At 33.4% G+C, this 24,035-nt stretch carries 31 protein-coding genes; all 31 read left to right on the forward strand.

From position 1 onward, the window contains the following. The first annotated feature begins 201 nt into the window (after positions 1 to 201). Positions 202 to 1,515 (forward strand): RNA-guided endonuclease IscB, encoded by a 1,314-nt coding sequence (gene iscB / locus CPG45_RS08195; RefSeq protein ID WP_096231444.1) that lies wholly within the window; start codon positions 202 to 204, stop codon positions 1,513 to 1,515. Between the two features lie 216 nt (positions 1,516 to 1,731). Then, positions 1,732 to 1,932, forward strand: a complete 201-nt coding sequence (locus CPG45_RS08200) for a hypothetical protein (RefSeq protein WP_096231445.1) — start codon at positions 1,732 to 1,734, stop codon at positions 1,930 to 1,932. A 17-nt stretch (positions 1,933 to 1,949) separates the two neighbouring features. Further along, the gene (locus tag CPG45_RS08205; RefSeq protein WP_096231446.1) at positions 1,950 to 3,416 is read left to right on the forward strand and encodes a DHH family phosphoesterase; all 1,467 of its coding nucleotides are present in this window, start codon (positions 1,950 to 1,952) and stop codon (positions 3,414 to 3,416) included. A gap of 74 nt (positions 3,417 to 3,490) precedes the next feature. Next, positions 3,491 to 4,090 (forward strand): DNA methyltransferase, encoded by a 600-nt coding sequence (locus CPG45_RS08210; protein ID WP_096231447.1) that lies wholly within the window; start codon positions 3,491 to 3,493, stop codon positions 4,088 to 4,090. Further along, positions 4,083 to 4,490 carry a hypothetical protein gene (locus CPG45_RS08215; protein ID WP_096231448.1) on the forward strand — a complete coding sequence of 136 codons (408 nt, stop codon included), beginning with the start codon at positions 4,083 to 4,085 and terminating at the stop codon, positions 4,488 to 4,490. Before CPG45_RS08210 ends, CPG45_RS08215 begins: the two co-directional genes overlap by 8 nt. A 1-nt stretch (position 4,491) precedes the next feature. Further along, the gene (locus CPG45_RS08220; RefSeq protein WP_157732355.1) at positions 4,492 to 4,944 is read left to right on the forward strand and encodes a Holliday junction resolvase RecU; all 453 of its coding nucleotides are present in this window, start codon (positions 4,492 to 4,494) and stop codon (positions 4,942 to 4,944) included. A gap of 14 nt (positions 4,945 to 4,958) precedes the next feature. Then, positions 4,959 to 5,357 (forward strand): hypothetical protein, encoded by a 399-nt coding sequence (locus CPG45_RS08225; protein WP_157732356.1) that lies wholly within the window; start codon positions 4,959 to 4,961, stop codon positions 5,355 to 5,357. 13 nt (positions 5,358 to 5,370) lie between these two features. After that, positions 5,371 to 5,943, forward strand: a complete 573-nt coding sequence (locus tag CPG45_RS08230; protein ID WP_096231451.1) for a hypothetical protein — start codon at positions 5,371 to 5,373, stop codon at positions 5,941 to 5,943. Positions 5,944 to 6,006: 63 nt separating this feature from the next. Continuing rightward, positions 6,007 to 6,795, forward strand: a complete 789-nt coding sequence (locus tag CPG45_RS08235) for a sigma-70 family RNA polymerase sigma factor (protein ID WP_157732357.1) — start codon at positions 6,007 to 6,009, stop codon at positions 6,793 to 6,795. A 306-nt stretch (positions 6,796 to 7,101) separates the two neighbouring features. Continuing rightward, the gene (locus tag CPG45_RS08240; protein ID WP_096231453.1) at positions 7,102 to 8,172 is read left to right on the forward strand and encodes an RNA-guided endonuclease InsQ/TnpB family protein; all 1,071 of its coding nucleotides are present in this window, start codon (positions 7,102 to 7,104) and stop codon (positions 8,170 to 8,172) included. A gap of 292 nt (positions 8,173 to 8,464) precedes the next feature. Then, positions 8,465 to 8,701, forward strand: coding sequence for a hypothetical protein (locus tag CPG45_RS08245; protein ID WP_096231454.1), 237 nt, complete (start codon positions 8,465 to 8,467; stop codon positions 8,699 to 8,701). Between the two features lie 40 nt (positions 8,702 to 8,741). Further along, positions 8,742 to 9,077: a hypothetical protein gene (locus tag CPG45_RS08250; protein WP_096231455.1), complete on the forward strand. Its 336-nt coding sequence runs from the start codon at positions 8,742 to 8,744 to the stop codon at positions 9,075 to 9,077. A gap of 92 nt (positions 9,078 to 9,169) precedes the next feature. Next, positions 9,170 to 9,541: a hypothetical protein gene (locus CPG45_RS08255; protein WP_096231456.1), complete on the forward strand. Its 372-nt coding sequence runs from the start codon at positions 9,170 to 9,172 to the stop codon at positions 9,539 to 9,541. Positions 9,542 to 9,557: 16 nt separating this feature from the next. Then, positions 9,558 to 9,911, forward strand: a complete 354-nt coding sequence (locus CPG45_RS08260; protein WP_096231457.1) for a pilin — start codon at positions 9,558 to 9,560, stop codon at positions 9,909 to 9,911. Positions 9,912 to 9,970: 59 nt separating this feature from the next. Then, entirely contained in the window at positions 9,971 to 10,288 is a 318-nt protein-coding gene (locus CPG45_RS08265; RefSeq protein WP_096231458.1) for a PrgI family protein, read from the forward strand. Continuing rightward, positions 10,272 to 10,871: a TraC-like domain-containing protein gene (locus tag CPG45_RS08270; RefSeq protein ID WP_096231459.1), complete on the forward strand. Its 600-nt coding sequence runs from the start codon at positions 10,272 to 10,274 to the stop codon at positions 10,869 to 10,871. The genes CPG45_RS08265 and CPG45_RS08270 overlap by 17 nt, the downstream gene beginning before the upstream one ends. Next, complete coding sequence (locus CPG45_RS08275; protein WP_231968666.1) at positions 10,843 to 12,741, forward strand: VirB4 family type IV secretion system protein; 1,899 nt, start codon at positions 10,843 to 10,845, stop codon at positions 12,739 to 12,741. The genes CPG45_RS08270 and CPG45_RS08275 overlap by 29 nt, the downstream gene beginning before the upstream one ends. Then, positions 12,698 to 14,671 carry a sunset domain-containing protein gene (locus tag CPG45_RS08280; protein WP_157732358.1) on the forward strand — a complete coding sequence of 658 codons (1,974 nt, stop codon included), beginning with the start codon at positions 12,698 to 12,700 and terminating at the stop codon, positions 14,669 to 14,671. Before CPG45_RS08275 ends, CPG45_RS08280 begins: the two co-directional genes overlap by 44 nt. Before the next feature lie 32 nt (positions 14,672 to 14,703). Beyond that, a complete protein-coding gene (locus CPG45_RS08285) occupies positions 14,704 to 16,395 on the forward strand; it encodes a M23 family metallopeptidase (protein ID WP_096231462.1) in 1,692 nt (563 codons plus the stop codon). A gap of 75 nt (positions 16,396 to 16,470) precedes the next feature. Then, positions 16,471 to 17,031: a hypothetical protein gene (locus CPG45_RS08290; RefSeq protein ID WP_096231463.1), complete on the forward strand. Its 561-nt coding sequence runs from the start codon at positions 16,471 to 16,473 to the stop codon at positions 17,029 to 17,031. A 37-nt stretch (positions 17,032 to 17,068) separates the two neighbouring features. Next, complete coding sequence (locus CPG45_RS08295; RefSeq protein WP_096231464.1) at positions 17,069 to 17,380, forward strand: hypothetical protein; 312 nt, start codon at positions 17,069 to 17,071, stop codon at positions 17,378 to 17,380. 101 nt (positions 17,381 to 17,481) lie between these two features. Then, on the forward strand, positions 17,482 to 17,673 hold the full coding sequence (locus CPG45_RS08300) for a hypothetical protein (protein WP_096231465.1): 192 nt from the start codon (positions 17,482 to 17,484) through the stop codon (positions 17,671 to 17,673). Next, complete coding sequence (locus CPG45_RS08305) at positions 17,667 to 18,338, forward strand: hypothetical protein (RefSeq protein ID WP_096231466.1); 672 nt, start codon at positions 17,667 to 17,669, stop codon at positions 18,336 to 18,338. The genes CPG45_RS08300 and CPG45_RS08305 overlap by 7 nt, the downstream gene beginning before the upstream one ends. A 29-nt stretch (positions 18,339 to 18,367) precedes the next feature. After that, positions 18,368 to 18,580 (forward strand): hypothetical protein, encoded by a 213-nt coding sequence (locus tag CPG45_RS08310; RefSeq protein ID WP_197702787.1) that lies wholly within the window; start codon positions 18,368 to 18,370, stop codon positions 18,578 to 18,580. 8 nt (positions 18,581 to 18,588) lie between these two features. Continuing rightward, positions 18,589 to 18,912: a TraX family protein gene (locus tag CPG45_RS08315; RefSeq protein ID WP_096231467.1), complete on the forward strand. Its 324-nt coding sequence runs from the start codon at positions 18,589 to 18,591 to the stop codon at positions 18,910 to 18,912. Between the two features lie 76 nt (positions 18,913 to 18,988). After that, on the forward strand, positions 18,989 to 19,399 hold the full coding sequence (gene tnpA / locus CPG45_RS08320; protein ID WP_096231468.1) for an IS200/IS605 family transposase: 411 nt from the start codon (positions 18,989 to 18,991) through the stop codon (positions 19,397 to 19,399). 5 nt (positions 19,400 to 19,404) lie between these two features. Beyond that, positions 19,405 to 21,039 (forward strand): RNA-guided endonuclease InsQ/TnpB family protein, encoded by a 1,635-nt coding sequence (locus CPG45_RS08325; protein ID WP_157732361.1) that lies wholly within the window; start codon positions 19,405 to 19,407, stop codon positions 21,037 to 21,039. Between the two features lie 207 nt (positions 21,040 to 21,246). Next, positions 21,247 to 21,597, forward strand: a complete 351-nt coding sequence (locus CPG45_RS08330; protein ID WP_096231470.1) for a TraX family protein — start codon at positions 21,247 to 21,249, stop codon at positions 21,595 to 21,597. A 106-nt stretch (positions 21,598 to 21,703) separates the two neighbouring features. Further along, positions 21,704 to 21,895, forward strand: coding sequence for a hypothetical protein (locus CPG45_RS08335; protein ID WP_096231471.1), 192 nt, complete (start codon positions 21,704 to 21,706; stop codon positions 21,893 to 21,895). A 121-nt stretch (positions 21,896 to 22,016) separates the two neighbouring features. Beyond that, positions 22,017 to 23,303 carry a ParB/RepB/Spo0J family partition protein gene (locus tag CPG45_RS08340; RefSeq protein WP_096231472.1) on the forward strand — a complete coding sequence of 429 codons (1,287 nt, stop codon included), beginning with the start codon at positions 22,017 to 22,019 and terminating at the stop codon, positions 23,301 to 23,303. Beyond that, a complete protein-coding gene (locus CPG45_RS08345) occupies positions 23,275 to 24,030 on the forward strand; it encodes a hypothetical protein (RefSeq protein WP_096231473.1) in 756 nt (251 codons plus the stop codon). The genes CPG45_RS08340 and CPG45_RS08345 overlap by 29 nt, the downstream gene beginning before the upstream one ends. Positions 24,031 to 24,035: the final 5 nt, after the last annotated feature.

Here is a 24,035-nt window from a genome sequence, read left to right on the forward strand (position 1 = left end):
ATTAGCCTGAGTCACAAAAGTGGCTACGTTATGCAAGAATGATATAGGCACCATAGGATACTCCACAAGTCCTGTGCTCTGCGTGCAGTGGTTAAACATCTCTGAAGGGGTAGGAGAAGTGCTGCTGCTGAAAACCTTGCATAACATTGGCGATGTGGACTTACGCCGAAAGGCGAGTTATTTCCGAAAGGAGATTTTAAAGTGGTATATGTCATTTCAAAAGAAGGCAAACCTTTGATGCCGACAAAAAGGCATGGAAAAGCAAGACATCTGCTTAAAGACGGAAAGGCTAAAGTCATAAGAACTAAACCTTTTACAATACAATTGCTGTATGACACGACAAAATACACACAACCTGTAACATTAGGAATAGATAGCGGATATGATCATATAGGATTTTCAGCAGTAACAGAAAAAGAAGAACTTATTTCTGGAGAAGTTGAATTGCTTAAAAGTATGTCTGAAAGACTTAAAGAAAGAAGAATGTACAGAAGGCAAAGAAGGAACAGACTTCGTTATAGGCCGCCTCGCTTTGACAATAGAAAAAAGGACGAAGGCTGGCTTCCTCCTTCAATACAGCATAAATTTGACAGTCATATAAGATTTGTTGATTTCATAAAAAAGATACTTCCTATAACTGAAGTAATTATAGAAGTAGCGAAATTTGATATACAAAAAATCAAGAATCCAGATATTAAAGGCAGTGAATATCAAGAAGGCAAACAGAAAGGATTTTGGAATGTAAGAGAATACGTAATGTATAGAGACAATTACGAATGTCAAAATCCTAACTGCCAGAACAAGTCAAAAAAGAAAAAACTTCAAGTACATCATATAGGCTATTGGAAAAATGATTATAGCAATAGACCTTCTAATTTGATAACATTATGCAGTAAATGCCATGTACCTAAAAATCATAAGAAAACAGGATTTTTATATAAGTGGCAGCCTAAATTAAAAAGTTTCAAAGCAGAAACTTTTATGACAACAGTGAGATGGAAATTAGTTGATACGCTTAAATGCAAATATACCTTTGGCTATGTTACTAATGCTAAAAGAGAAGAATTAAAACTTAAAAAAACACATTATAATGACGCTTTTGTAATAGCAAGAGGAAGTAATCAAGAAAGAGTAATGCCTGTTTTCTTTGAACAGATTAGAAGAAATAACAGATCACTGGAGAAATTCTATGATGCAAAATACGTTGATGCAAGAGACAAAAAAATCAAGACAGGGCAGGAACTTTTCAATGGCAGAAGAACACGAAACAAAAACTATAATACAGAAAATTTGCACAAATACAGGGAACAAAAGATATCCAAAGGCAGAAGGAGTACTAGGAAACAAAGATATTTCTATCAACCGAAAGATATTGTTATATTTGAGAACAACAAATATATAGTCAAAGGTGTTCAAAACAAAGGTAGCTATATTAAACTTCACGGGATATCTAAACCTGTTAAAACTGAATTAATCAAACCATACATGTTTAGAAAAGGACTTTGTGCAGTATAAGCATTCATCTCCTACCTATAGAGGTAGGAGTCTTCTGCTAAGTAGCGATAAAAGAATACGAACATTTCTATTTGATCCAACTGCCAAAATATCGCACAACAGTTTCTAAATCAGACGTTTTGTGCGGTTTTGCAAAAATTAACTTTCTGCATTAATTGTAACATAATTGTTTTTCACAGTTGATGAAATGTAAATATCGGTAGAAAGGATGTTGTTATGCGTAATGTAATTAAGTATCTGAAAGATAGAAAAATAGATACATTGACATATTTTTTTCTTACCTTTTGTTGGTCTTTTCTTCTTGTAGAAATTGTTTTAGGACAATATAGACCAACAAAAATAGCTATAGAATTAATATATTTTTTGCTGGCTTTGGATTCTTTTACACATGCGTTAAAAAGTACTGAGAGCAAATAATAGGAGATGATAAATATATGCTTTGGCAGTATAATTTCAATACAAAAGTAGAACTTAATAGGACGTATCCAGTACAGCCTAATAACATGCCTATTAATGATTTAGTACAGGCAATATTAAGCTTTGATAAGGTCGCAATATTCGGTGACTATGACGTAGATGGTATATGTTCATCTTTAATACTGAAAAAGGCTTTAGACAGGCTTGGTATAAAAAATATAATACGCCTTCCAGAGCGTTCAGAAGGCTACGGATTAAAGCCAGAACATATTCATGAACTTAAACAGAAAGGCTTTGATACCATTATAACAGTAGATAACGGTATAACAGCCTTTGATGCAGCAGAAGAAGCAGAAAAGCTTGGCGTTAAATTGATAGTAACAGATCATCACGAACCTAAAAGTGTACTGCCAAAAGCATATAAAATATTCGATCCAAAACTTTATCATGATGCATATAAAGACTATGCAGGTGCAGGCATAGCATTTTTGATTGCAAGAGAGTTGTTAAAGGCAAAAGATGTACCTGTTACGGTTGATATGATTGAGTTGGCAGGACTTGCTACTGTTGCGGATATAGTGCCTTTGGATTCAAACAACTGGTATATTGCACGTAAAGGACTTGAATATATAAGAAAGAGCCCTATAAATGGCATTAAAGAAATTTTGAGGATAGCAGACAGAAAGCCTGAAGAAGTCAATGGATTTGATTTAGGCTGGGTAATAGCACCTCGGATTAACGCTTGCGGACGTTTAAAAAGTCCTGTATTAGGGTTAAATTTGCTTTTACATGGTACTGGTGTTGAAAAAATTGAAGAATTTAATCAGGAACGATTAAAACTTGTTAAAGAATATATTGAGAACATTAAGGACAATGACAACAAATTTTTGATGTACATATTTAAGAATTGTCCTAAAGGCATAATAGGACTTGTCGCTGGACGTGTTGCAGAAATGTATCAGAAGCCTGTATTAATAGGCACATTACAATACGAACAGGTAACAGCTTCAGTAAGAACATACGGTGAGTTTGATTTGTTGCAGGCTTTTGAATATGCGTCAAAACATCTTGATGTAGTGTATGGCGGACATAAGGCAGCTTGCGGAGTTTCCTTTAATATAAGAGATGCCAAAAGGCTTCAGGAGGCTTTGAATAAGTATGTTGAAGAAAATCCGATAAAGCAGGAAATTAACTTGCTTGATGGCGTACTTTTAAAAAAGCCTGCTTTAGAAGAATTGCAAAGCTTTGATAATTTTGAGCCTTTTGGATACAAAAATCCTGAACCTGCATTTCTGATTGATGGAACTGTTACGGACATTAAGGAAACTGTAAAATGGCGTATGATAAACATTAATAACGAATTTAATGTGTTTGTAAATGAAACTTATAAAGCAGGCAATAAAATAAAGCTTGTTGTGAGACCTTATATAAACGGCAATTATGTGAGTTTTAAAGTGCTTGATGAAAAGCCTGAAATAGTGTGATAGTGAGACTGATGAGACTGCAAAAAGCAGTCTTTTTTTTGTATGTAAAAACTTAAAAAAGGACGTGTTAAAGTATGGTTAACATATATCAAATGGACTTTTTAAAAGGCTCAAAAATGTTTGAGGATAATTCTGTTGACTTAATATTCACAAGTCCGCCTTTTAAAGATGAAAATGTAGAAGGCGATTATTGGAGATTTTACGAAGAAGCCTTTAACGAAATGTACAGGATAGCATCTAAAGCAGTAATCATTATACATAGCTCTACAAAAATGAATGAGATAATTAAGCGTTGGCCACCAAAACGTACTTTGATATGGGGTAAAGGTATTATAGCACCTGCCTACAGATACAATCCTGTCTTTGTATATCAAAAAACTGACAAGTATAAAGTCAATAAATATATCTACACAGATACATTTGGAATTGCACCTATCAAAAACAAAGATAAAATTCATAAATATCAAGATCCGCTTTTTCTGTATATTTCAGTATTAAAGATGTTTAAGGATTGCAGCAGTGTCCTTGATCCGTTCATCGGCAGCGGAACTACTGCGTTAGCTGCAAATGAATTGGGTATGGACTGTTATGGCTTTGAAAAAGATTTGGAAAGTTGGAATATATGTATGGAGAGACTTAAAAACATAATGGAAGGAGGAACGCTTGTTGGTTGATTATTTGATTTTGATTTTTGCTTTGTTGTTTTTTGATGAGAAAACATTTGGCATGTATTCGGAATATATTAGACCTGCGATTTTGGGTATTGTATTAGCTTGTTTTGCTGTTAATAAGCCTGTTGTGGTGCAGTTGCAGTTACTTGCGTTAGGTTTTTTTGTATCTTATTTTGTTTTAGGCTTTGTGTTTGAATTTACTTTTGATTTAAAAGCGAAGAAATTTGTCAACAAGGACATAGAGATACCTTTTAATATACATAAGTCTGAACGTATGCCAATTGTTATTGATGACATACCGTTTTTTGTTGAAGCGTTGAGTGACCTGAAAGAAGGCGAAACTGCTAAAGTGGTAATGTATAAAGACTATGTGTTATATGTTGATAAGATTGGAGGAAAATAAGATGCAAAAAGGCGGTGCATTGGAAGAATTAATCGAAAACATAGGAACACAGTTAAGGATACTTGGACAAGGAGTCTTGCTTAAGCAGAATGTACTATGGGTAACGTATGGCAACAGGACATTTCCTAAAAAAGGTGCGCCTGTTGATTTTTTAGGCGTTGTAAAAGGCATACCTGTTGCAATAGAGTGCAAAGAAACAGTATCGGACAGGATACAGTTTTCTGAAACACACTTTTCAGGCAAAGAAAAAGCTTTTCTGTCAGATTTTGAGAAAGCTGGAGGAAAGGCTTTTATAATTTTTGCTTTTTGGAAGTCTAATGGATTGTATATTGTTAAACATGATGATTTTGAGGAATATAGCAGGCAATCAATAACTGATAAGGCTTGCAAGATGCTTGGTAAAAAGCTTAACATGAACGTCAATGAGTTTGTGGAGTTCGTAAAAAGTGCGTGAAAGGAGAAGAAGGTATGGAGAAAATATCATTAAAGTTAAAAGATGTTAAACTGATTTTAAAAGCAGATATTGCAAAACAAGGTATTTTGGTACTGACTAATGACGTAGAAAACATGAGGAATGAAATACATAAACAAAACAATGATGCTGAAATAGTTTCGTTTGATGACAATGATTTGTTTGTTAAACTGTATTCAGACAAAATGAGACCTTTATTCATTGTTTCAACTGTAGATGAATACAGAAGATGGCAAGCTTTAAAGTTTCCTGTAGTTATTTCTGATGTTGAAAATGTTGAAAATGTATTGGAAACGAGTTGGAATGCTGAATATGAATTTGACGGATTTAAAGTTAAAGTTAAATTTAATACAGACTTTGATAGAAAATATAATGAGGCTCTTATTTTAGTTTAGGAGATGAAAAGACATGAAAAGCTATGAGTTAATGAATGAAGAAGAACAAGAAAAGTTGTTGCAACAAGAATTTGCAATCATTCTCAATAATAAGAAAATTAAATTAGCATTTGATGTAGTACGATATGGCGTATTGGTACTGACGAAAGAAAATAAAATTGATAAATTGATGAAAGAAGTGAAAGAGCAGATTCAGAATATTCCAGTAGTTACGTGCAAAGGAAATTATTTTTGCTTTTGCAGCGAAAAAATAAGAATAAAAAATCCTCGTATATTAGATGACGTATTGGAAACAAAATTGGCAGAGCCGTTTGTGCTGTTGTGGTACAGAGAAAAACAATTTTTTGATTTGAGATCGAGTTCAAGAGTACATCCGTATGCTATTTTTACTTTTGATGTACCTAAAAAGGATTTGATTCAAGATAGATATAAAATAATGTTAGTTGATAAGGAAGTTTTTAATGTTGATTTGTATAAACAATGTTCTGATTTTGATATTTTGATTAAAGGACAAAATGTTAAAGAGTTTTCTGGTATTAATTTAAAGAATGATATTTTTCAAATAAATTCATTTGTTGTATTTTGACAGGCTTAAAAACCTGTCTTTTTTCATGTGTATATAAAGCTTGTTATGGAGGGAGAAAAAAGTATGAATAAAGTCTTGACACGTAAAGAAGAAGTTGAACTTTTTAAAAGATTACGAAATGGTGATAGTACAGCAAAAGATATATTGGTAGAACATAATATGAGACTTGTATGGAAGATGGCAAGCAAACTATCAAAACCTGGATTTGAGATTGATGATCTTGTTCAAGAAGGCTTAATAGGCTTAATTATAGCGATAGATAAATATGATTATACAAGAGGATATAAGTTTTCTACATATTCAGTGTGGTATATAAGGCAAAGAATACAGCGTTATATGAAAAATACATCTAAAAGCGTCAGACTTCCTATTCACATCCAAGAAAAAATAAATAAAGTATTGTCAACTATGTATGATCTTGAACAGAAAAATGGTGAAAAACCTACTGTGAAGGAAATTGCTGGTGAAATGAAACTTGATGAGAATATTGTTGGAAAGTATTTAAAGCTTGCTGAAAGTGTTATTAGCTTGAATCAGTATATGGATGATGAAAAATGTGATACAGAACTTATTGATTTTTTGGTAGACGAAGAAGTTGACATAGAAAATGAAACGATAAATGAGCAGCTTAAACAGGAAATTGATAAGGTACTTGATATACTGCCTGAAAGGGAACGTCTTGTATTAGAATTGCGCTTTGGAATTGGTACTGATCCTATGACTTTGGAACAGATAGGAAATATGCTTGGATTGACAAGAGAGCGGATAAGACAAATAGAAATAAAAGCTTTGAAAAAGTTAAGACATGAGAAGACTTGCCAGAAATTAAAAGAGTATTGGCAGGAACTATAATGTACGTGATACAAGGACATGTATTAAAAATATGCGGGTTTGTATCCACTTTACGAGGACACGATATTTGAAATTGGAAGTTATTACAAGGTATGCGCATACCTTTTTCTGTTGATAAAAAGGAGTGATGGATTTTGTTGTTAGGTTTTGTGATGGGTTTGTTTGTTGGATGTTTTCTAGGTGTATTATTTATCAACAATAGTCGAGAATACTCCTACCTCTGTAGGTAGGAGATGAATCGGCAAAGGAGAGATCGTAAAAGCGGTCTCTCCTTTTTTTTTTGTGCGAAAAAAGGAGGTGAGAGTGATGACACAAACAATAACGATAAAACTGAAACTGTATAGACCTACGCATGAAAAAGAGAAGATGTATCAGTTGATGACTGACAGGGTAACAGCCTTTGCAAATAAGTATATCTCACTGGAGAAGAAAGACAGACCTAAAACATCAAAACAGGCAAAACAATATTCTGAACCTCTGCCGTCAGCAGTATTAACACAGGCAATACGAGATATTAACGGCAAGAAAGATCCGAAATATTTCAAAAGATTGTGGTGTAACTTCAACAATCAGAATTTTAAAGTAGAAAAAGAAGATGGCAACTGGAAAGTGTCATTTCCGACATTGGAGAAAAGAATAGGCGTTCCGATTGAAACAAGCGAAAGACAGAATGACTGTCTTGAGAAACTGATTAATGGTGAAGTGAAGCAAGGCACTGCAATGTTAGTGAAAAGACGTGGCAGATGGTATATACATTTAAGCTTTGAAGTATACATTGAAGAAAAGAAAAAAGAGAAAGAAAAGATAATGGGCATAGATTTGGGACTGATAGACATACTTGTTGCAGAGACTGAAGGACAGACACTATTCTTTTCTGGAGGAAAACTTGCATATATGCGCAGACACTTCAAGAGTCTACGGAGTAGGCTTATGAAGGCGAGAGCGTATAAGAAACTGAAAGAATTAGGAGACAAAGAACATAGAATTGCAACTGATATTAACCATAAGATCAGCAGAGCAGTAATAGAATTTGCAAAAGAGCAAGGAGTAGCAAAAATAAGAATGGAAGATTTGACAGGTGCAAGATGGGAAATGAAACAGAGGAAGAAACAGAAACAGGATAGTGGAAGAAGCCTGCAAAGTTGGTCTTTCTATCAGTTGCAGGAATTCATAGAATATAAAGCGACACTTACAGGAATAGAAGTGGAATATGTGAATAAAGACAATACAAGCATGATATGCAGTGTATGTGGTCATAAATTCACGTCAAGACCAAAAGGCAGAATGTTCGAGTGTCCTTCCTGCGGAAGTATAAGACATATAGATGCTAATGCAGCGAGGAATATAGCGGAAGCGATAAGTGGAATAGCTTCTTGACTGCATGGTAACAGTGCAGTTGCTCTTATGGGTGGGTAACGAACCATGAGAGGTGGGCTGAATTGACGCAGCCTAACGTGTGAGCAGATGATAAGCAGCAGAAATGTTTGCTCTGATGCAGAACACAACCACTCTGGGCGTATCTTTCTTTGAAGTACGCACAGGGAATCCTCCACTTCTATAAGTGGGGGAGGACGTCAAGTCCTTATTTTTCATTGCAAAAAATTTGTAAGCAGGCTTAAATGCTTGTTTTTTTTATACCTAAAAAATTTTTTTAAAGGAGGTTTTTAGCATGTTGCGTGAAAAATGTGAAGGCTGCTTTAAGGCAGAAAAAGGACAATGTACAGTTTTTGTGTCACCTGTATTTCAATGGAGAGATGGACGGGAATGTTTTGGATATGTTGATGATCCAGCAGTGATGCTTAAGATGTACGAAGATATGTACAAGTATAATTTGGAAAGAGAAAATGATGTTTCTCTCATAAAAAGAAACATAGAGAGGTATCAGAAACTTGTAAAACAGGCTTAAATGCCTGCTTTTTTTATAAAATCGAAAGGAGATGAAATATATGGAAAACATTAAAGAAGATATTGCAAATATACAAAATTTTTCTGAAGAAATATTAAGAAAATCAAAAATAAAAAGTGATCCCTTTTGGGATAGGGCAGAACAAAACTTATTAAAGGCACTTGCTTTATATGTAATGGCGAAATATCCAAAAGAAAAAAGAAACTTGACAAGTGTCTATTCTCTTTTAAATTCACAACAAATAGATGAAATATTTGCAAATCTTCCTAATGAACATCCTGCGAAGATACCATATGATATTTATGCACAAGCTAATAATATGATAAAAATAGGTACTTTGATAGGACTTAAAGTTAGATTGGAAATGTTATTATAAAAATTTTTTAGGATATTTTAAAACAGGCTTAATGCCTGCTTTTTTTATGCCTGCAAGGAGGTGAGTTTTTAGGCATTAAATCAGGACTGCTAATGCGAAAGAACAACCTTCCTGAAAAGCTTAAAAAAGAAGGTGGTGGCATGAACAGCAGCAATTTAATAACAAGCACGACTAATTCCAGCGTTACAAATATCAAGTCTGTGTCTCCGCAACAGTTTGCTGATGTAATAACTCATGCAATTATGATGCTCTACAATGCACTGTCAGGTATATTAGCACCGCTTGCAATGTTTTTAATGTTAGTGTCACTGATAATTTTCATGATCGGTGCTTTGTTTCATTCATCACATTTGAGAAAAATGGGCATGGGCGGATTTTTTGGTGCTGGATTTGGTATGCTCGTGTATTTTTCAATACCTGTAATTGTTGGTTTTATAAAGTCAATGGCTGCTTTATTTCAGTAAAAGGAGGTGGCTATATATGTTGGAAAAGGTTAAAAAGCCTTTTAAAAAGACATTATTGTATTTGCCTGTTTTTGCATATGTAATGATGTCTAAAGTATATGCAGATACTTATTCTGATCCTACGAAAATTGAGACGGATGGAATTAAAAATTTTGTTTGGAATATTGTAAGTGCATTGACAAATGTTGCAACAGTTGTCGCAATAGGTTTCGTTGCGTGGAATGGTTATAAAATAATGTCTAGTTCAACTAATCCTTCAAGGAGAGCAGAAGCAATGTCAGGACTTTTATGGGCAATTTTAGGTGCAATTGTTGCAATTGGTGCAAAGTGGTTTGTAGGAGTTGCATTAGGTTTCAAACCTAACGCTTAAATTTTAAGAAAAGGCTGTCATCACTAACAGCCTTTTCTTCTTTTTAGGAGGTGATTTTTGTGCGTGTTTATCCAATGCCTTTGGAACTTGATAAAGAAGATAAAATATTTGGCGGGAAATTTTCATTAAGACAAGCTATTATTTTTATAGTTGGTGTAGGTTTAGGTATGGTAGCTTTTATTGAAACATATAAAATTTTTAATATTACATTTGCCATAATTATTGCTGCAATAATAGCTGTTTTAGGTTTTATTGCAGCAAATTTTAACAAGGATGGAATGACTATTGATAGGTATATAATATATTTTTTGTCTTATGCGTTAGGCGAAAAGAAATACCTGTGGAAAGGAAGTGCAGATAGTGAAAAAGACAGTTGAATTTTTAGATATTCAGGACATAAAGGATAATCTGATTATACTTAAAAACAACAGATACAGAGCAATAATCACTTCAGATCCGATAAATTTTGCTTTGCTTTCTCCAACAGAACAGAATTCATTAGAAGATGCTTTTGCGTCAATGCTTTTAAGTATTACATTTCCAATACAAATATTATCATTGACACAGCATGTTAATTTAAGCGACTCAATAGCATCATTTAAGGCGAATAGAAGCAAGATGCCTGAATCAATGGTTATATATGAACAGGAATTAGAAAGGTTTCTGTCATACTATGCTGAAAACACTATGATAAATGAAAATTATTTAGTAATAACGTATGATGACACTGAAAATAACTATGCAAAAGCAAGAGGTGAAATGTCAAGGAGAATACAGATTGTAACTGAAGGATTGCTTAAATGCAACCTGACTCCAAGACTGTTAAATACTAATGAGCTTATGGACTTATTGTATGCAGTTTTAAATCCAATGAGTAGGGTATATGCTTCTGATTTAGTAAAGAATGGTGCTTTAAGCCTTATGAAAGAAGGTGTGTCACTTGAAGTTCAGCCTGTTTAAGAAAAAAAATAAAGCTGATGATGTAAAAGATGGAACAGACAAGAAAAAAGAAAAAACAGATAATTTTCATGATTTATTTAAGCATGTAACAGACATAAAAGAGATAATATCACCTGATGGTATATTTGTTGACAAAGATTATATTAAGATAAACAACAAGTATATAAGAGTATATTACTTTACAGATTATCCTGCATCAGTCAGAATTGGCTGGCTGGATGATATAAAATTATTTTCAAATGCAAACATATCAATACATGTTTATCCTGAAAATAATGGAACAGCTATCAATAAGCTGACTAAAAAAATTTCACAGTATCAGTCACAGTTAATAATAGACCAACGACATGGCAATATAGCAGAGTTAGGCATATTGCAGAAAGCATCAGGAAGCCTTGAAATGTTTCGTGAAAATATTCAGATGAACAGAGATAAGTTGTTTTATGTAACTATTGTTATGACAATATACGCAGACACACTTGAAGAGTTGGATCATAGCTCAAAAACACTTGAAGAAGTACTGACAGGTAAATCTATCAGAGCACGTTCAGCAATGTTTCGGCAGGATCAAGGCTATAAAAGTTTAGTTCCTATATCAGAAAATTACCTGGCAGATTCATCAAGGAATTTTAATGTTGGTGCAGGGATTTCATTGTTTCCTTTTGCTTCTCCTGAATTTTCTCATAAGCAGGGTATACCGTTAGGAATAAATTTGTTTACAGGTTCGCCTGTTATTTATGATCCATTCATTGGACCACCTACTTTAACTAATGCTAATATAGCAGTTTTTGCACAGGCTGGTGCAGGAAAATCATTTACCATGAAATTGATAGCCTTAAGAAGTGCGTTATTAGGAGTGAGAACGGTATTTATTGATCCTGAAGGAGAGTATAAGTCGGTTGTAAATAGGGTCGGTGGTGTATATATAAATCTTGAACCTAACTGTAAATATGTTATAAATCCGTTTGACATAGAAGTTGATATTGATGATGATGGTGCTGAATATGTTAATCTTTTGCAAAAAACGAATGAAATTAAATCACTCATCAGTTTAATTGTAGAAAAAATTAGTAAAACGCCTATAAGTGCATTTGAATTGTCACTTATAGAGGATTGTGTATTAGAAGAATACAGGGCATTAGGCATTACTAAAGATCCAAAAAGCTTGTATGAACAGACCTTTAAAGAAGTTGATGGAAAATACTATATAGGACAAAAAAGAAAGAATATGCCGACATTATCATCATTTGTAGAAAGACTCAAAACAAAAAGCGGTGGAGAAAATATAGCACAAATATTAAAGCCTTATTTAAAAGGTGGTACAATGGGCTTATTTGACGGACAGTCCAATGTTGATTTGAAAGATAGTTTATTAATATCTTTCGATGTATCTTCTATAACTGATGAATTTTTAAAAACATATGCCTTGTCTGTTGTTACCAATTGGGTGTGGGAGAGATTTGTAAAACAAGACATAAAAACAAGAAAGATAGTTATCGTTGATGAAGCATGGATGTTTATGAAATATAAATATACTGCGAACTTTCTTGAAAATCTTGCAAGGAGAGCAAGAAAAAGAAATACATCATTGACATTAGCTTCACAGAGCTTTATAGAATTTTCATCAACTAATGAAGGACGTGCAGTCCTCACTAATGCAGCTACTGTGCTTCTTTTGAGACAATCTCCGACTGATATTGATTCTGTACAGGAAGTATTTCATCTTTCGCAAGGAGAAAGAGAATTTTTGCTGTCGTGTGGAATAGGTGACGCTTTAATAAAGTCTGGAAGAAATTCGACAGCGTTAAAGGTGGTGGCGTCAGATTATGAGAGAGCGTTTATTACGACTAATCCGAATGAACAGAGCTAAATTATTTGTTTTTACTTTATTGGTATCTTCCTTTATTCCTACTTTTGCTTTTGCTGAAGTGACTTTTATTGACAGGGTTTTGGCAGCACCTTTTAATGGGTTAATTACGCTCTTTAAATCACTTGGCTTTAAATCATTAAATGATTTGGTATTTAATTTACCTAATACAACAACGGCACCTTTTACATCAGATGAATGGAATCTTGCCATGTACTGGTATCATGCAATAGAGATAGCAACTGGAGGTCTTGCAGTTGTATCAGTAATTGTTGAAGGATACAGAATTATGGCTGCAAGCGGAAATCCTTCTAAAAGAGCTGATGCAATGGAGAAAATAAATTTGACAATTTTAGCTTATGCCGTTATATGGTTTTTGCCTATGCTTTCGCAATTAGTATTTATGGCAAATGCACATTTAACTGAATTGTTTAAAAACATAATGCAGTCTTATGGCAGTTTTAGTTTTAACAGTACTGATTTTATTGACAATATAAATACAGGAAATGTGTTAGCTGATGCAATTGTAAGATTTGGCTATATAGGTTTAATGATGTACTTCAATTTTTTATACACAATAAGAAAGTTTGTTTTAATAGCTATGCTTGTTGTAACGCCTATTGCTGTGTGGGGTTGGGGCATAACAGGACATAGGCAAGGACTTGAAATAGTAGTAAGTGAAATTGTTTCTAATGCTTTTATGCAGGCTTCACATGCACTTGCATTGTGCCTATATACAATACTTATTTCAAAAGGCATATCATCAGATTTTTCTACATGGTGGGCGCAAATATTTGGCATGGTGGCTATAATACCTACTACAGCTGCCTTAAGAAATCTGTTTATGGGCTTTTTGAGGTGGCTTGGAGTTAATGAAGAAGGATATGCAGGAATGGCTATGGGTGCATTGTCAAGTTTAGGTTCTATTGCAAGCATAGCAAGTGCAGGATTTAAGAAAAAATCAGGACTTAATCCTGAAAAAGTTAGTGGCAGTAATGGCGGTGTTGCAGGTTCTGGCAACGGCGGAAACGGTACTGGAGGAGGTACTGGAGGAGGTACTGCTGGCGGTGGTATCTATGGAGGGCAAGAAGTTCCTTCAGACAGTGGCATATCAGCATTAATGACCATGCCGAAAGTGCAAAGCAATAGAGAAAATATGACTGGCGTGATAGGTAATAGTTCACCTGCTCATGCAGTATCAGAAAACAGTTCGTTTGTTTCAATACCTTCCTCTAATAATAGCAGAGTTAATGTGCCTGGGCAAGGCTTTAAAACAGCATTGAGTACTGCATCAAAAATAAGCAGCAAACTAAGTCCTGTAGGTCATGCAGTAGGAACTATAGCGGGTGCAGCCATGGGACTTCCTTTAGGTGCAGGTATGATAAATAACTTTGCTAAAATTGGAAGCGGTGTTGGAAGTGTGACAACAGGTGCAGCAGGAGGTGCAATTGGTACTGTCGGAAGTTTTGCTGCACAGACAATAGGCTATAAATATGCTACAGATGATCCAAACAGAAAGTATGTAGATGAGAGTGGTAACGGACTTATAAAAGGTGTGCAGACTGATGATGGTATGATGTATTATATGCCTGATGATGAAGGATATGCAGACATTCAGCCGTCAGCAACGTTTGCTACAGAAGCACAAGCTTATAGTGCTGGATATAGACCTTACAGCAGAGCAGGTATTGGAGACAGAATAAAAAATATCACTGGTTCAGAACATCCTTATGATGGTGCAGGTAAAATGATAGGTGCAACATTGGCATCACCTTTAGGTACAAAAGCTGCAAATATAGGAGGTAATGTCGGCGAAGGTTTTGCAAGAGGAACAAGAAAAGTAGGAGGTGCAGTAGTATCTGGTGTGCAAAAAGGATATCAATGGATAAAAAATATATCCGATGATCCTGATAATTTCAGATGGAAGCAATAATACGCTGTTAAGTCAGCGTATTTTTTTGGGTGGTGATTGATACGGGAGAAAAACTTAAAAATCTTTTTAAGAATAAAGCAAAGAAAAAAGTATTGGCTTTTTTATTGCAACCTCATGTTTTAGCTATAGCAGGTATTTTTTTTCTTATTTTATTAGGTGTATTTTTGCTTTTGGGGATATTCGGTACAGCTTATGATGACGGTACAGTAAATAAGAATGGTGCTAGAGCGCAAGAAATCGAAACATCTTTAAATCCGCCTATCTTGTCAACTGACAAAATGGAAAAACAATTTTTCTTGCCTTATGGAATACCTTATGCAATAGAGCTATATGCAACAGACTGGAATGATACACTTAATAAAGAGATGGTTTCTAGTATAACAAAAGAATTAAATCCTATTTTTACTTATACAGACTTCACAGAAACAATAGAAACAATAACTAGCACTAAAGATAGTAAAGGTGAATGGCATACTACACAGACAATACAAAAGATTCCACAAAAATTTATTACAGTTGCAAATACCTATGCAGGTGTTTATACAATGCAATATAAGGTTATGAATAAAAAAGAAGAGAATGACAGTTCTGACGTTCATCAAACCATTATTACGACATATCTTCAAAGAGTTGGTATGGATTTTTCACCTGACTGGACTAGACTAGATGCAGTTATTGCAAAATATGCTTCAAAGAATATACCATTTCAAAAAACTGTAGTAAAAGGAGGACAGATTATATATCCTTTTGATGGCGATTATCAAGTAACATCACCTTTCGGTTCAAGAAATGATCCTATGAAACAAAATAACGTTGAATTTCATACAGGAATAGATTTCGGAGTACCGCTAGGAACGCCGATAAAAGCAGTGGCAGACGGTGTTGTTGTACAAGCTGGGTCTAATGATGGGTATGGTAATTCAGTAACTATAGATCATGGCGGTGGAATGATAACATTATATGGACATTTATCAAAAGTGATGGTTTCTGAAGGTCAAAAAGTTAAGCAAGTTGATGTAATTGGATTATCAGGAAACACAGGAAGGTCAAATGGACCACATTTACATTTTGAAATACGTCAAAATGGTCAACCTGTTGATCCGTCAAGTTATTTATCAGGAGTTGATAGTTTTAGTGGCGGTGAAGTAAACTATGTAACAGAACTGAATAGAGTAATGTTATTAGAAACTTCAGAGTCTTTAATGACGAAGCAGCAAAATGTAGAATGGCTTCTTTCTGATAATGTAAGCTTTGATTCAAACGCTGGAAGCGATCCACATCAAGTTTATAATGTTAATCCCGGTGAAGTACCACAAGAATTATTACCTGTATTCAAAGCAGCAGGTTCAAAATATAACATACCATGGGTTGTATTAGCAGCGATAGCATATAGAGAATCAAGCTTTAATCCAAATGCTATTGGACCATATTTAGTGGATTTTAATACAAGTGCAGAAGGAATGATGCAGTTTTTGCCGTCTACTTTTCAGGCATTTGCTGTTGATGGGAATAATGATGGCGTAAAAAGTGTATTTGAACCTGAAGATGCTATATATACCGCAGCAAATTATTTAAGTTCTAATTACAGACGTTATAAGGCACAAGATATGAGTAGTGATGATGCTTTAAGGAAAGCAATATGGGATTATAACCATGCTTGGTGGTATGTAGATCAAGTAATGTCAATTGCAGATAAATATGCACAAAAATATAATGCACAATAATACATCTATATATTGACAAAACATATAATTAGATGTACTATATATGTAGCAAATATTTTTGAAAGAAGTGATAATATGGGAATATTAAATGCATTACTTGATCTTTTAAGCAAAATAATGATGCCTTTCATTTTTATTTATCTTGTATTGAATCGTCTTTTACAGGAAGTTGGAAAGATAATTGCTTATGCTTTTGGCGGTTTGATGTTCATATATATAGTATCTATTTCTTTCATGCTTATGGTAGGCGATACAGCAGAAGCGAAAAATAATTTTGTAGGACTTGCAGGTGACATGAGAACATATTTTGAACAACTTCCATCAAAAATACCTAATTGGATTCAGACTGCAACAGCATATTTGCAGACACACATTTTTATCAGAAATCTTTTGTTTGTATATTTGATAGGTTTTGCATGTTATCATTTTATAGATATATATAATTATAGACAGGAACGGAAAAACAGAGTTATAAGCAGTAATCAAAATGTACAGCAAGATAATAACACTTATGACCCTACTGGAGGTTTTACAAAAGCACATTTTGATGTTTATTTTCCTGAAGGCTGGGAAGAAAGAAGAAAAGCCTTTAAGGAACAAATTAAAAATGTTAATAATAAAAAAACAGGCACTTAATTGTGCCTGTTAAAATTTTTTAAAGTTGGTGATATAGATGTACTGCAAAGACTGCAAGTATTTTGATAATGTAGATTCTGGCAAAGGTTTCTGCCAAAAATATAAGGACAGTGTACCGTTTCTTATCGTTAATGCAGACATGAAATGCGTATTGACAAGGACTAAACTTAAATGCAAAAACTGCAAATATTGGAAGCTGGTTAAACAAGATAATGAGATTGTAGATAACTTTCATCAAATAGGTATGTGCACATATAAAGGTGCAGCATTTCCTATGTTTGCAGAAGAATTTTGTGGCTTAAATGATACAGAACTAAAGATAGCGGAAAAGGAGAATACAGGCACTTAAAAGGTGCCTGTTTTTTTTGTGTCTGTCAGAGAGGAACAGGCAGGAACGTTGACATACTGCCTGTACGGACACAAAAAAACATTAAAAGGTTTTGATAAGACATGGTCAAAACATACAAAAAAGGCGATACAATTTTCATACAAGGTATAAGAACGTGGAAAGAACTTGTTGGTCTTGTTAAACGTGCTGAAAAAGCTGGATATAAGTATGTTGGCTATCATAATATAGAGCCTATTGGAGACGTGGCGGTGTTTGAAAAAAATAAAAGCAAAGGAGTGATACAAAAATGGTAATTCTCTTTACAGGTATTGAAACACTTGATAATGTATTAAAACAGGAACTTGATAAAGAAAAAATAGACTCAAGAATAGCTTTTTATGAAGATTATCCATTGAATGAAGAGAAATGTGATATGGTCGTGGTGTCACCTCACATAGATATAAAGTTGCCTTTAAAGGACTATTTGTTTGCTTTAAGACAGCGTGATAGACGTGTAATTTTACTTTTGGATAATGATAAATCTGAACATTTAGGCTATGCACTTGCATTAGGTATTTATGATATTGTATTTGATCCAATAACGCCTGATAAAATTATAAACCGTGTAAAAAATCCTGCTAAATTTTCAGATGTACAAGGACTTTATTTAGGCTTAAGGGGTAAGGTAAATTTCTCTGGTGAAGAAATAACAAAGCCTGATGAAGAACCTGTTGTAAAGGTAGAAAGTGAACATAAAATAAAGTCTGAAATTAAATCTGAAATAAAGCCTATTATAGAACCTAAAAAGGAACCTGAAATTGTTAAAAATGTAATTGAAATTGACGTAAATAAGCAGAATATGGCAATAGACCAGATTGAAGGCATGATGAAACTTTTAGGATATAAATTGAAAGAGAAAAAGGACGTTAATGGTGCTTTATTGGAACTTGAACAGGCTTTGATTGAGGAAATAATTTGATTAGAAAAAATGCGTAAGGAGGTTATTAAGTGAACGAGAATAAGACGTTTTGCGAAGAATGTAGAAAAGATGTTGAGTATTTGACGGAAGTTGCTGAACTTAAAGGAAAACTTAAAGGTGCAGAATATAAGTATATTGGAAAAAGAGCTATATGTACAGAATGTGGAAGTGAGGTCTATGTTGCTGAAATAGAAGATGAAAACTTAAAAGCTTTGTATGATGCTTATTATAAGGAGAAATAAACAGTGAAATGAGAAATGTCTTAAAATTGATTGCACTTCTGACAATGGTTATAGATCATGTTGGTGCGGTTTTATATCCTAATATCATTGTTTTGAGAATGATAGGAAGAATCAGTTTTCCTATTTTTGCATATTTGTTAGCTTTAGGTTATAAAAGTACACATGATGCAAAAAAATATTTAAAAAGATTATTATTGTTTGGTTTGTTATCAGAAATACCTTATATTTTGGCATTTAATAGCGATAATTTAAACATATTTTTTACACTTGCTTTAGGATCGAACGGCGGGAATCCTCTCCAATTCATTGGAGAGATGAAAGCCAGTTTTTAATAAAACATTACTATATGTATAATGAATTATACCAGTAATATTTGAAATAAATATAAATTTATGTTATACTATACGTATGAAAAAGGATAACATAATCCATGCAAGAACATGTGTATATAACGTCAATTATCATATCGTGTGGTCAACAAAATATAGAAAGGAAGTGTTAACAGAAAATATTCAATCATATTTAAAATCTTTGTTTGATGAAATAGCACACGATAAAGACTTTAAAATCGCTGCAATGGAAATAATGCCAGATCATGTACATGTTTTTGTTTCTGCACATCCGAAAATATCTCCTTCATATATTGCAAAAATGTTGAAAGGAATAAGTGCGAGAAAAACATTGATGCAATATCCAGAATTGACAAAACAGTTGTGGAAGGGACATTTATGGAATTCATCTTTCTATATTGAAACAATTGGTTCGATATCGGAAGATGTCATAAAGAAATATATTGAAAATCAGAAAACGAGAGGGTAATGCCTATGAGTGACAACACAAAAAGTGTATTTTTATATGGCAAGCCTACAAAAGTCAAGATTAACGAATTATCAATTATGCAAAAACAATATTCACAATTAATCAATTCTTATATTGAATGCCTTTTGAACAATCCCAATATATATCTTTACATTTTTCAAAACAATAAAAAAGATTCTAATGTAAGAAAGTTTGAAAAAGAGATAAGACATAAAAAGCTGAATTATCTTGGATCGGCATTGGGGCAAAATGCTTTTGACCATGCATTTAAAGAATTGTACAACCATTTTACACGGATTAAAAATTATATGTATGGTCTATACATTGATAGTGGTGATATTCAGCATTTTGTTTCATCTGTTTGTCTGCTTAATGCCTCTATATTAAATCTTGATCCATTTGTAGAATTAAATAAACTTATAGATGTAAATAAGAATAAAATGCTGAAAATAGAAAAAGCTGATGTAAAGAAAAAATATGAAAACAATATAAAACATTATAATGATTTGATTAATATGCTGCAAAAACATACTCATAAAGAAATATACGAAATAATGTCAATGGTACGCACAACATTTTTTGAAGAGCTGGAATCGAGGAAAGTGCCATTTGTTAAAGACGCACCTATACAGTTAGATTCAAGAGTATGCGAAATACAGGAAGCTAATCATATTGATTCTGATTATGTAATACGTGTCAAAACATTACAAAGAGGCAAATGGATGGATATACCATTGAAAGTATCAAGACACGGAAAATGGAGACTTGACAATTATAAAAAATGCTCGCCAACAATACAAATATTAAAAAATAGGTTAATAAAGGTAAGCATTCCTGTAGAAAAGAAAACTGATGATTATGAATATACCGAAATAATTGGTGTTGATATTGGTGAGACAGAGTTGATTCATACATCAGATGATATATCATATGGCAGTTTCAAGGAAATGACAGCATTATATGATAATATAGTACTGCCCAAACTGGGCAATAGAAGCAAGTTAAAAGCATTGATGCGGAAATACAGAAAAGAATTAAAGAAAACAACATCGGAAGAGAGAAAACATAAATTAAGAAAAAAGATTGGAAATATAAACAAAATGCTGCAAGGCAAGAAATCTTTGAACCGTGTTCTGAGAAAGTATAGCCATGCAGTAGAATGTGAAATCTCCTGTGCTGTTAAATCCTTTGTCAACGACATAAAAGATAGAAATGTTCTAGTGTCTATAGAAAACTTAAATATATTGGAATTTGACAGAGGAAGAAAAAACAACAGACGTGATTCAAATTGGGCAAGAGGACAATTACTTGAAAAAATAAAAGAAAAACTAACATGGATAGGTAAAAAAATAGTTGAAGTGGAACCGGCATATTCATCGCAAGAATGTCCAGTATGCCACTATACTGATAGAAAAAACCGTAACGGTAAGCACTTCAAATGCCAGTATTGCGGATATGAAGATGATGCGGATCACGTTGGTGCAATAAATATAAAAAACAGAGCAGAAGATGAAGAAATAAAAGAAATAGTTAAAAAGTACCAATATAATAAAGAAAAAAGACATAGTCACCTAAAGAAGTTATTAAATGCAAGACATAAAGCATATTTGGATAGCGCAGTTGCAGGCGCAACTATATGAACCTCTTATACATTCATTTGTGGATAAAGTATCGAGTCTATATGCTCATTTGCATATGGCCGATATAGCTGTGCCGCAGTTGGCACACTGATAGGTTGCTGTTTGTATCGAGGTAGTGTATCTATGGTATGTATCATAGACCGAAGACGATACAGAAGGCACTGTATCAGAAGCTCTCCACTTCAGTGGAGATGAGGTTCACGTCTTATGGCAATAATGTTTTTTGAGAAAAAAGAAAACTTATATGTAATTATTGTTTTTTGTTTTGCTGTATTTGCACATGTCGATTATGGCATTTATGGCGTTTTTGTGATTTTCTTTATGTATGTTTATGTTTATTATAGCAAAATGATAGGCACAATTCTATTTATTCTAGCAACGTTCGTTTATTCTTATTTTAATGTTTTGCAGATATTTGCGATTTTATCAATACCTTTGATAGGCTTATTAGAAAATATACCGAAGGATATAGACATTAAAAAATATAAATATATGTTTTATTGGTTCTATCCTTTGCCTTTATTGTTGTTGTTTTTATTAAAAAAAATGTTTCTTTAGTAAAAATATGTTATGCTGATTAATAGTAAAAATGATTCAGCCCTTCACTGGACAGGTATAGTTAACCTGACTTTTTTTTAAAAGATTTTTAAATGAAGGTGATAAAATGCAAGAGGACGTTAAGGACTATTTTGATTATGTTAATCAATATATTGATAATTTGTCTGATGAAGATCTTTTAAAGTCATTAAACGAGTGTTGCGATGACATGTATGAAGAAAATGAAGAAGAAATGATATTTAGATTGATGAGAGAAAAAGAAAATGAGAAATTTAACTCCTTTGACGAGCAGGTTTGATGCCTGCTTTTTAAATGTGCTATGGTTTTGCTTCTTTCCGTTAATAGTACCTCCAATAAGCAGGTTTAACGCCTGCTTTCTTTTTTTATGTACATATTTTTTTGGAAAGGAATGATAGACAATGCAGATGATTAAAGTTGAACTTTTAAAGGTACATCCACGCAACAAAGAATTTTTTGATGACATGGAAGGCGACAAGTGGAAAGACTTTGTTGAAAGTATCAAGACAAGTGGTATTATACAGCCTTTAATAGTAACTGATGATTACATTGTTATTTCAGGACATCAGAGACTTAAGGCTGCGAAAGAGTTAGACATGAAAGAGGTACCTTGTGAAATACATGAGTATACTGACAAAGATGGTATCACTGCGGAAGATTGGAAACTTAAGGATTTGCTTGAATCAAATTTAATGCAGAGAGGCATAGGAAACATCAATCCTATGAAGTCGGCGAGATGCATCGGTGAACTTAAAAGAATCTATGATATTAAGAAAGGCAGACCAAATAATAACAATAATGGAACAGAAAAACAGACGCCTGGCGTCTATTTTATTAAAACACAAAAAGAACTTGCTGACAATTTAGGAATATCAGAAAGCCATTTAAAAGAATTAAATCAACTCAACAATTTGATACAGCCGTTCCAAAACCTTGTTGAGTTCGGCAGTGGTGAAAATAGCCTGCCATTAAAATTAGCATATTTTCTTGCTTCACGTACCAAAGAAGAACAAGAAGAACTTTATCAAGTATTCGGTGACACGATAGGCAAGTACAAAAAAACAGAAATCGAGCAATATCAAAAAGATATGGAAGAAATGCGCAGGAAAATGTCTGATATGCAAAACCTAACAAGGTCATTGACACAACAGAAACAAGAATTAGAAAAGCAGAAAACAGAACTTGAGCAAAAGCTTAAAAACATAAAACCTGAAGTAATAGAAAAAGTACCTGACGATTATCAGGACTTAAAAGAAACATTGAGAATTGTAAAAGAACAATCAAAACACGTTGAGGAACGTCTAAAAGAGCTTGAAAGTGAACGCCAAAATCTTGAGAAAGAAAAACAAGAATATTTAAAGGCACTTGAGGATTTAAAGACAAAAAACAAGAAACTTGAAAAAGAAAATCAGGAATATCTTAATAAGTTAACTGATTATGACCATGTGTATGCAGAACAAAGAATTAATTATAATCTGACAAGAGAAATATCGGACTTTATTGGAATTATTAAAGACTATACTGAAAAAATAGATGTGCTTTTAACCAGTAAAGGAGACTTGCAAGATAAAAATGTTGAAATACTTGTACAAAGACTTGCAAATACGCTTGATGAAGCTTTGCAGAGAATTGATAAATGGAATACAAAAGGAGTGATGAATGTTGAATACCGAATTATTGGCAATTAATCCTGATTCATATATATTTAAGCAAGCTGAAGAAAAAGTCAGAAAAGAACTCAATATAGCTTTTGAGATATTCATAGCAAGACAATATTCATGTATTCATTATTCTGAACTGATGGACGACATTCCCGAAGGACTTGCTTCAAAAGATAGGTTGATAAAATGGCTTAATGATGCCAAATATAAAGGGAAAATATCGAGAAAAGGCGTAATAACTTTGTATAGAGAAAAAAATCCTCAATACTTCACGAATGGTATATGGCAGGCAAGCTCATTTTGCAATTTTATATTGTTCATGAAAGAAACTTTGCTGGATAAACAGTATACCAAAAAACAGGAGATTGCAGATACCTTTAAAAGATCTTTTCAGAATGATGAGTGGTACAATTCTGCTGTTGCTGTTTCAGGTGCAAAGCTTTTGGAGGACTTGTATGACAGACATGCACTGCTGACTGATACTGCAAGAGCGTATATAAGAGAAGTCAAGCTTGTAAGACAGATGCTTTCCAGAGTTGGAAAGATAATAGGCAGAGATGGCAAGAACCACGACATAAGCGATCTTAAGGAAGATATGACCGACATTGTTGAGCATGTATTTAAAGAGGCTCTTAAAAATGCCTTTCAGTTGTATGCTGATAAACCTGAACAGAAATGTTATTTGAAATATGAAAAGGCTATTAGGCAAAATTTGATGGATATACAAAATTCAGAATTGTTGCTGTTGACGTAGAAAAG

This window comes from Thermoanaerobacterium sp. RBIITD (genome assembly GCF_900205865.1).
In the GTDB taxonomy this organism is placed as follows: domain Bacteria; phylum Bacillota; class Thermoanaerobacteria; order Thermoanaerobacterales; family Thermoanaerobacteraceae; genus Thermoanaerobacterium.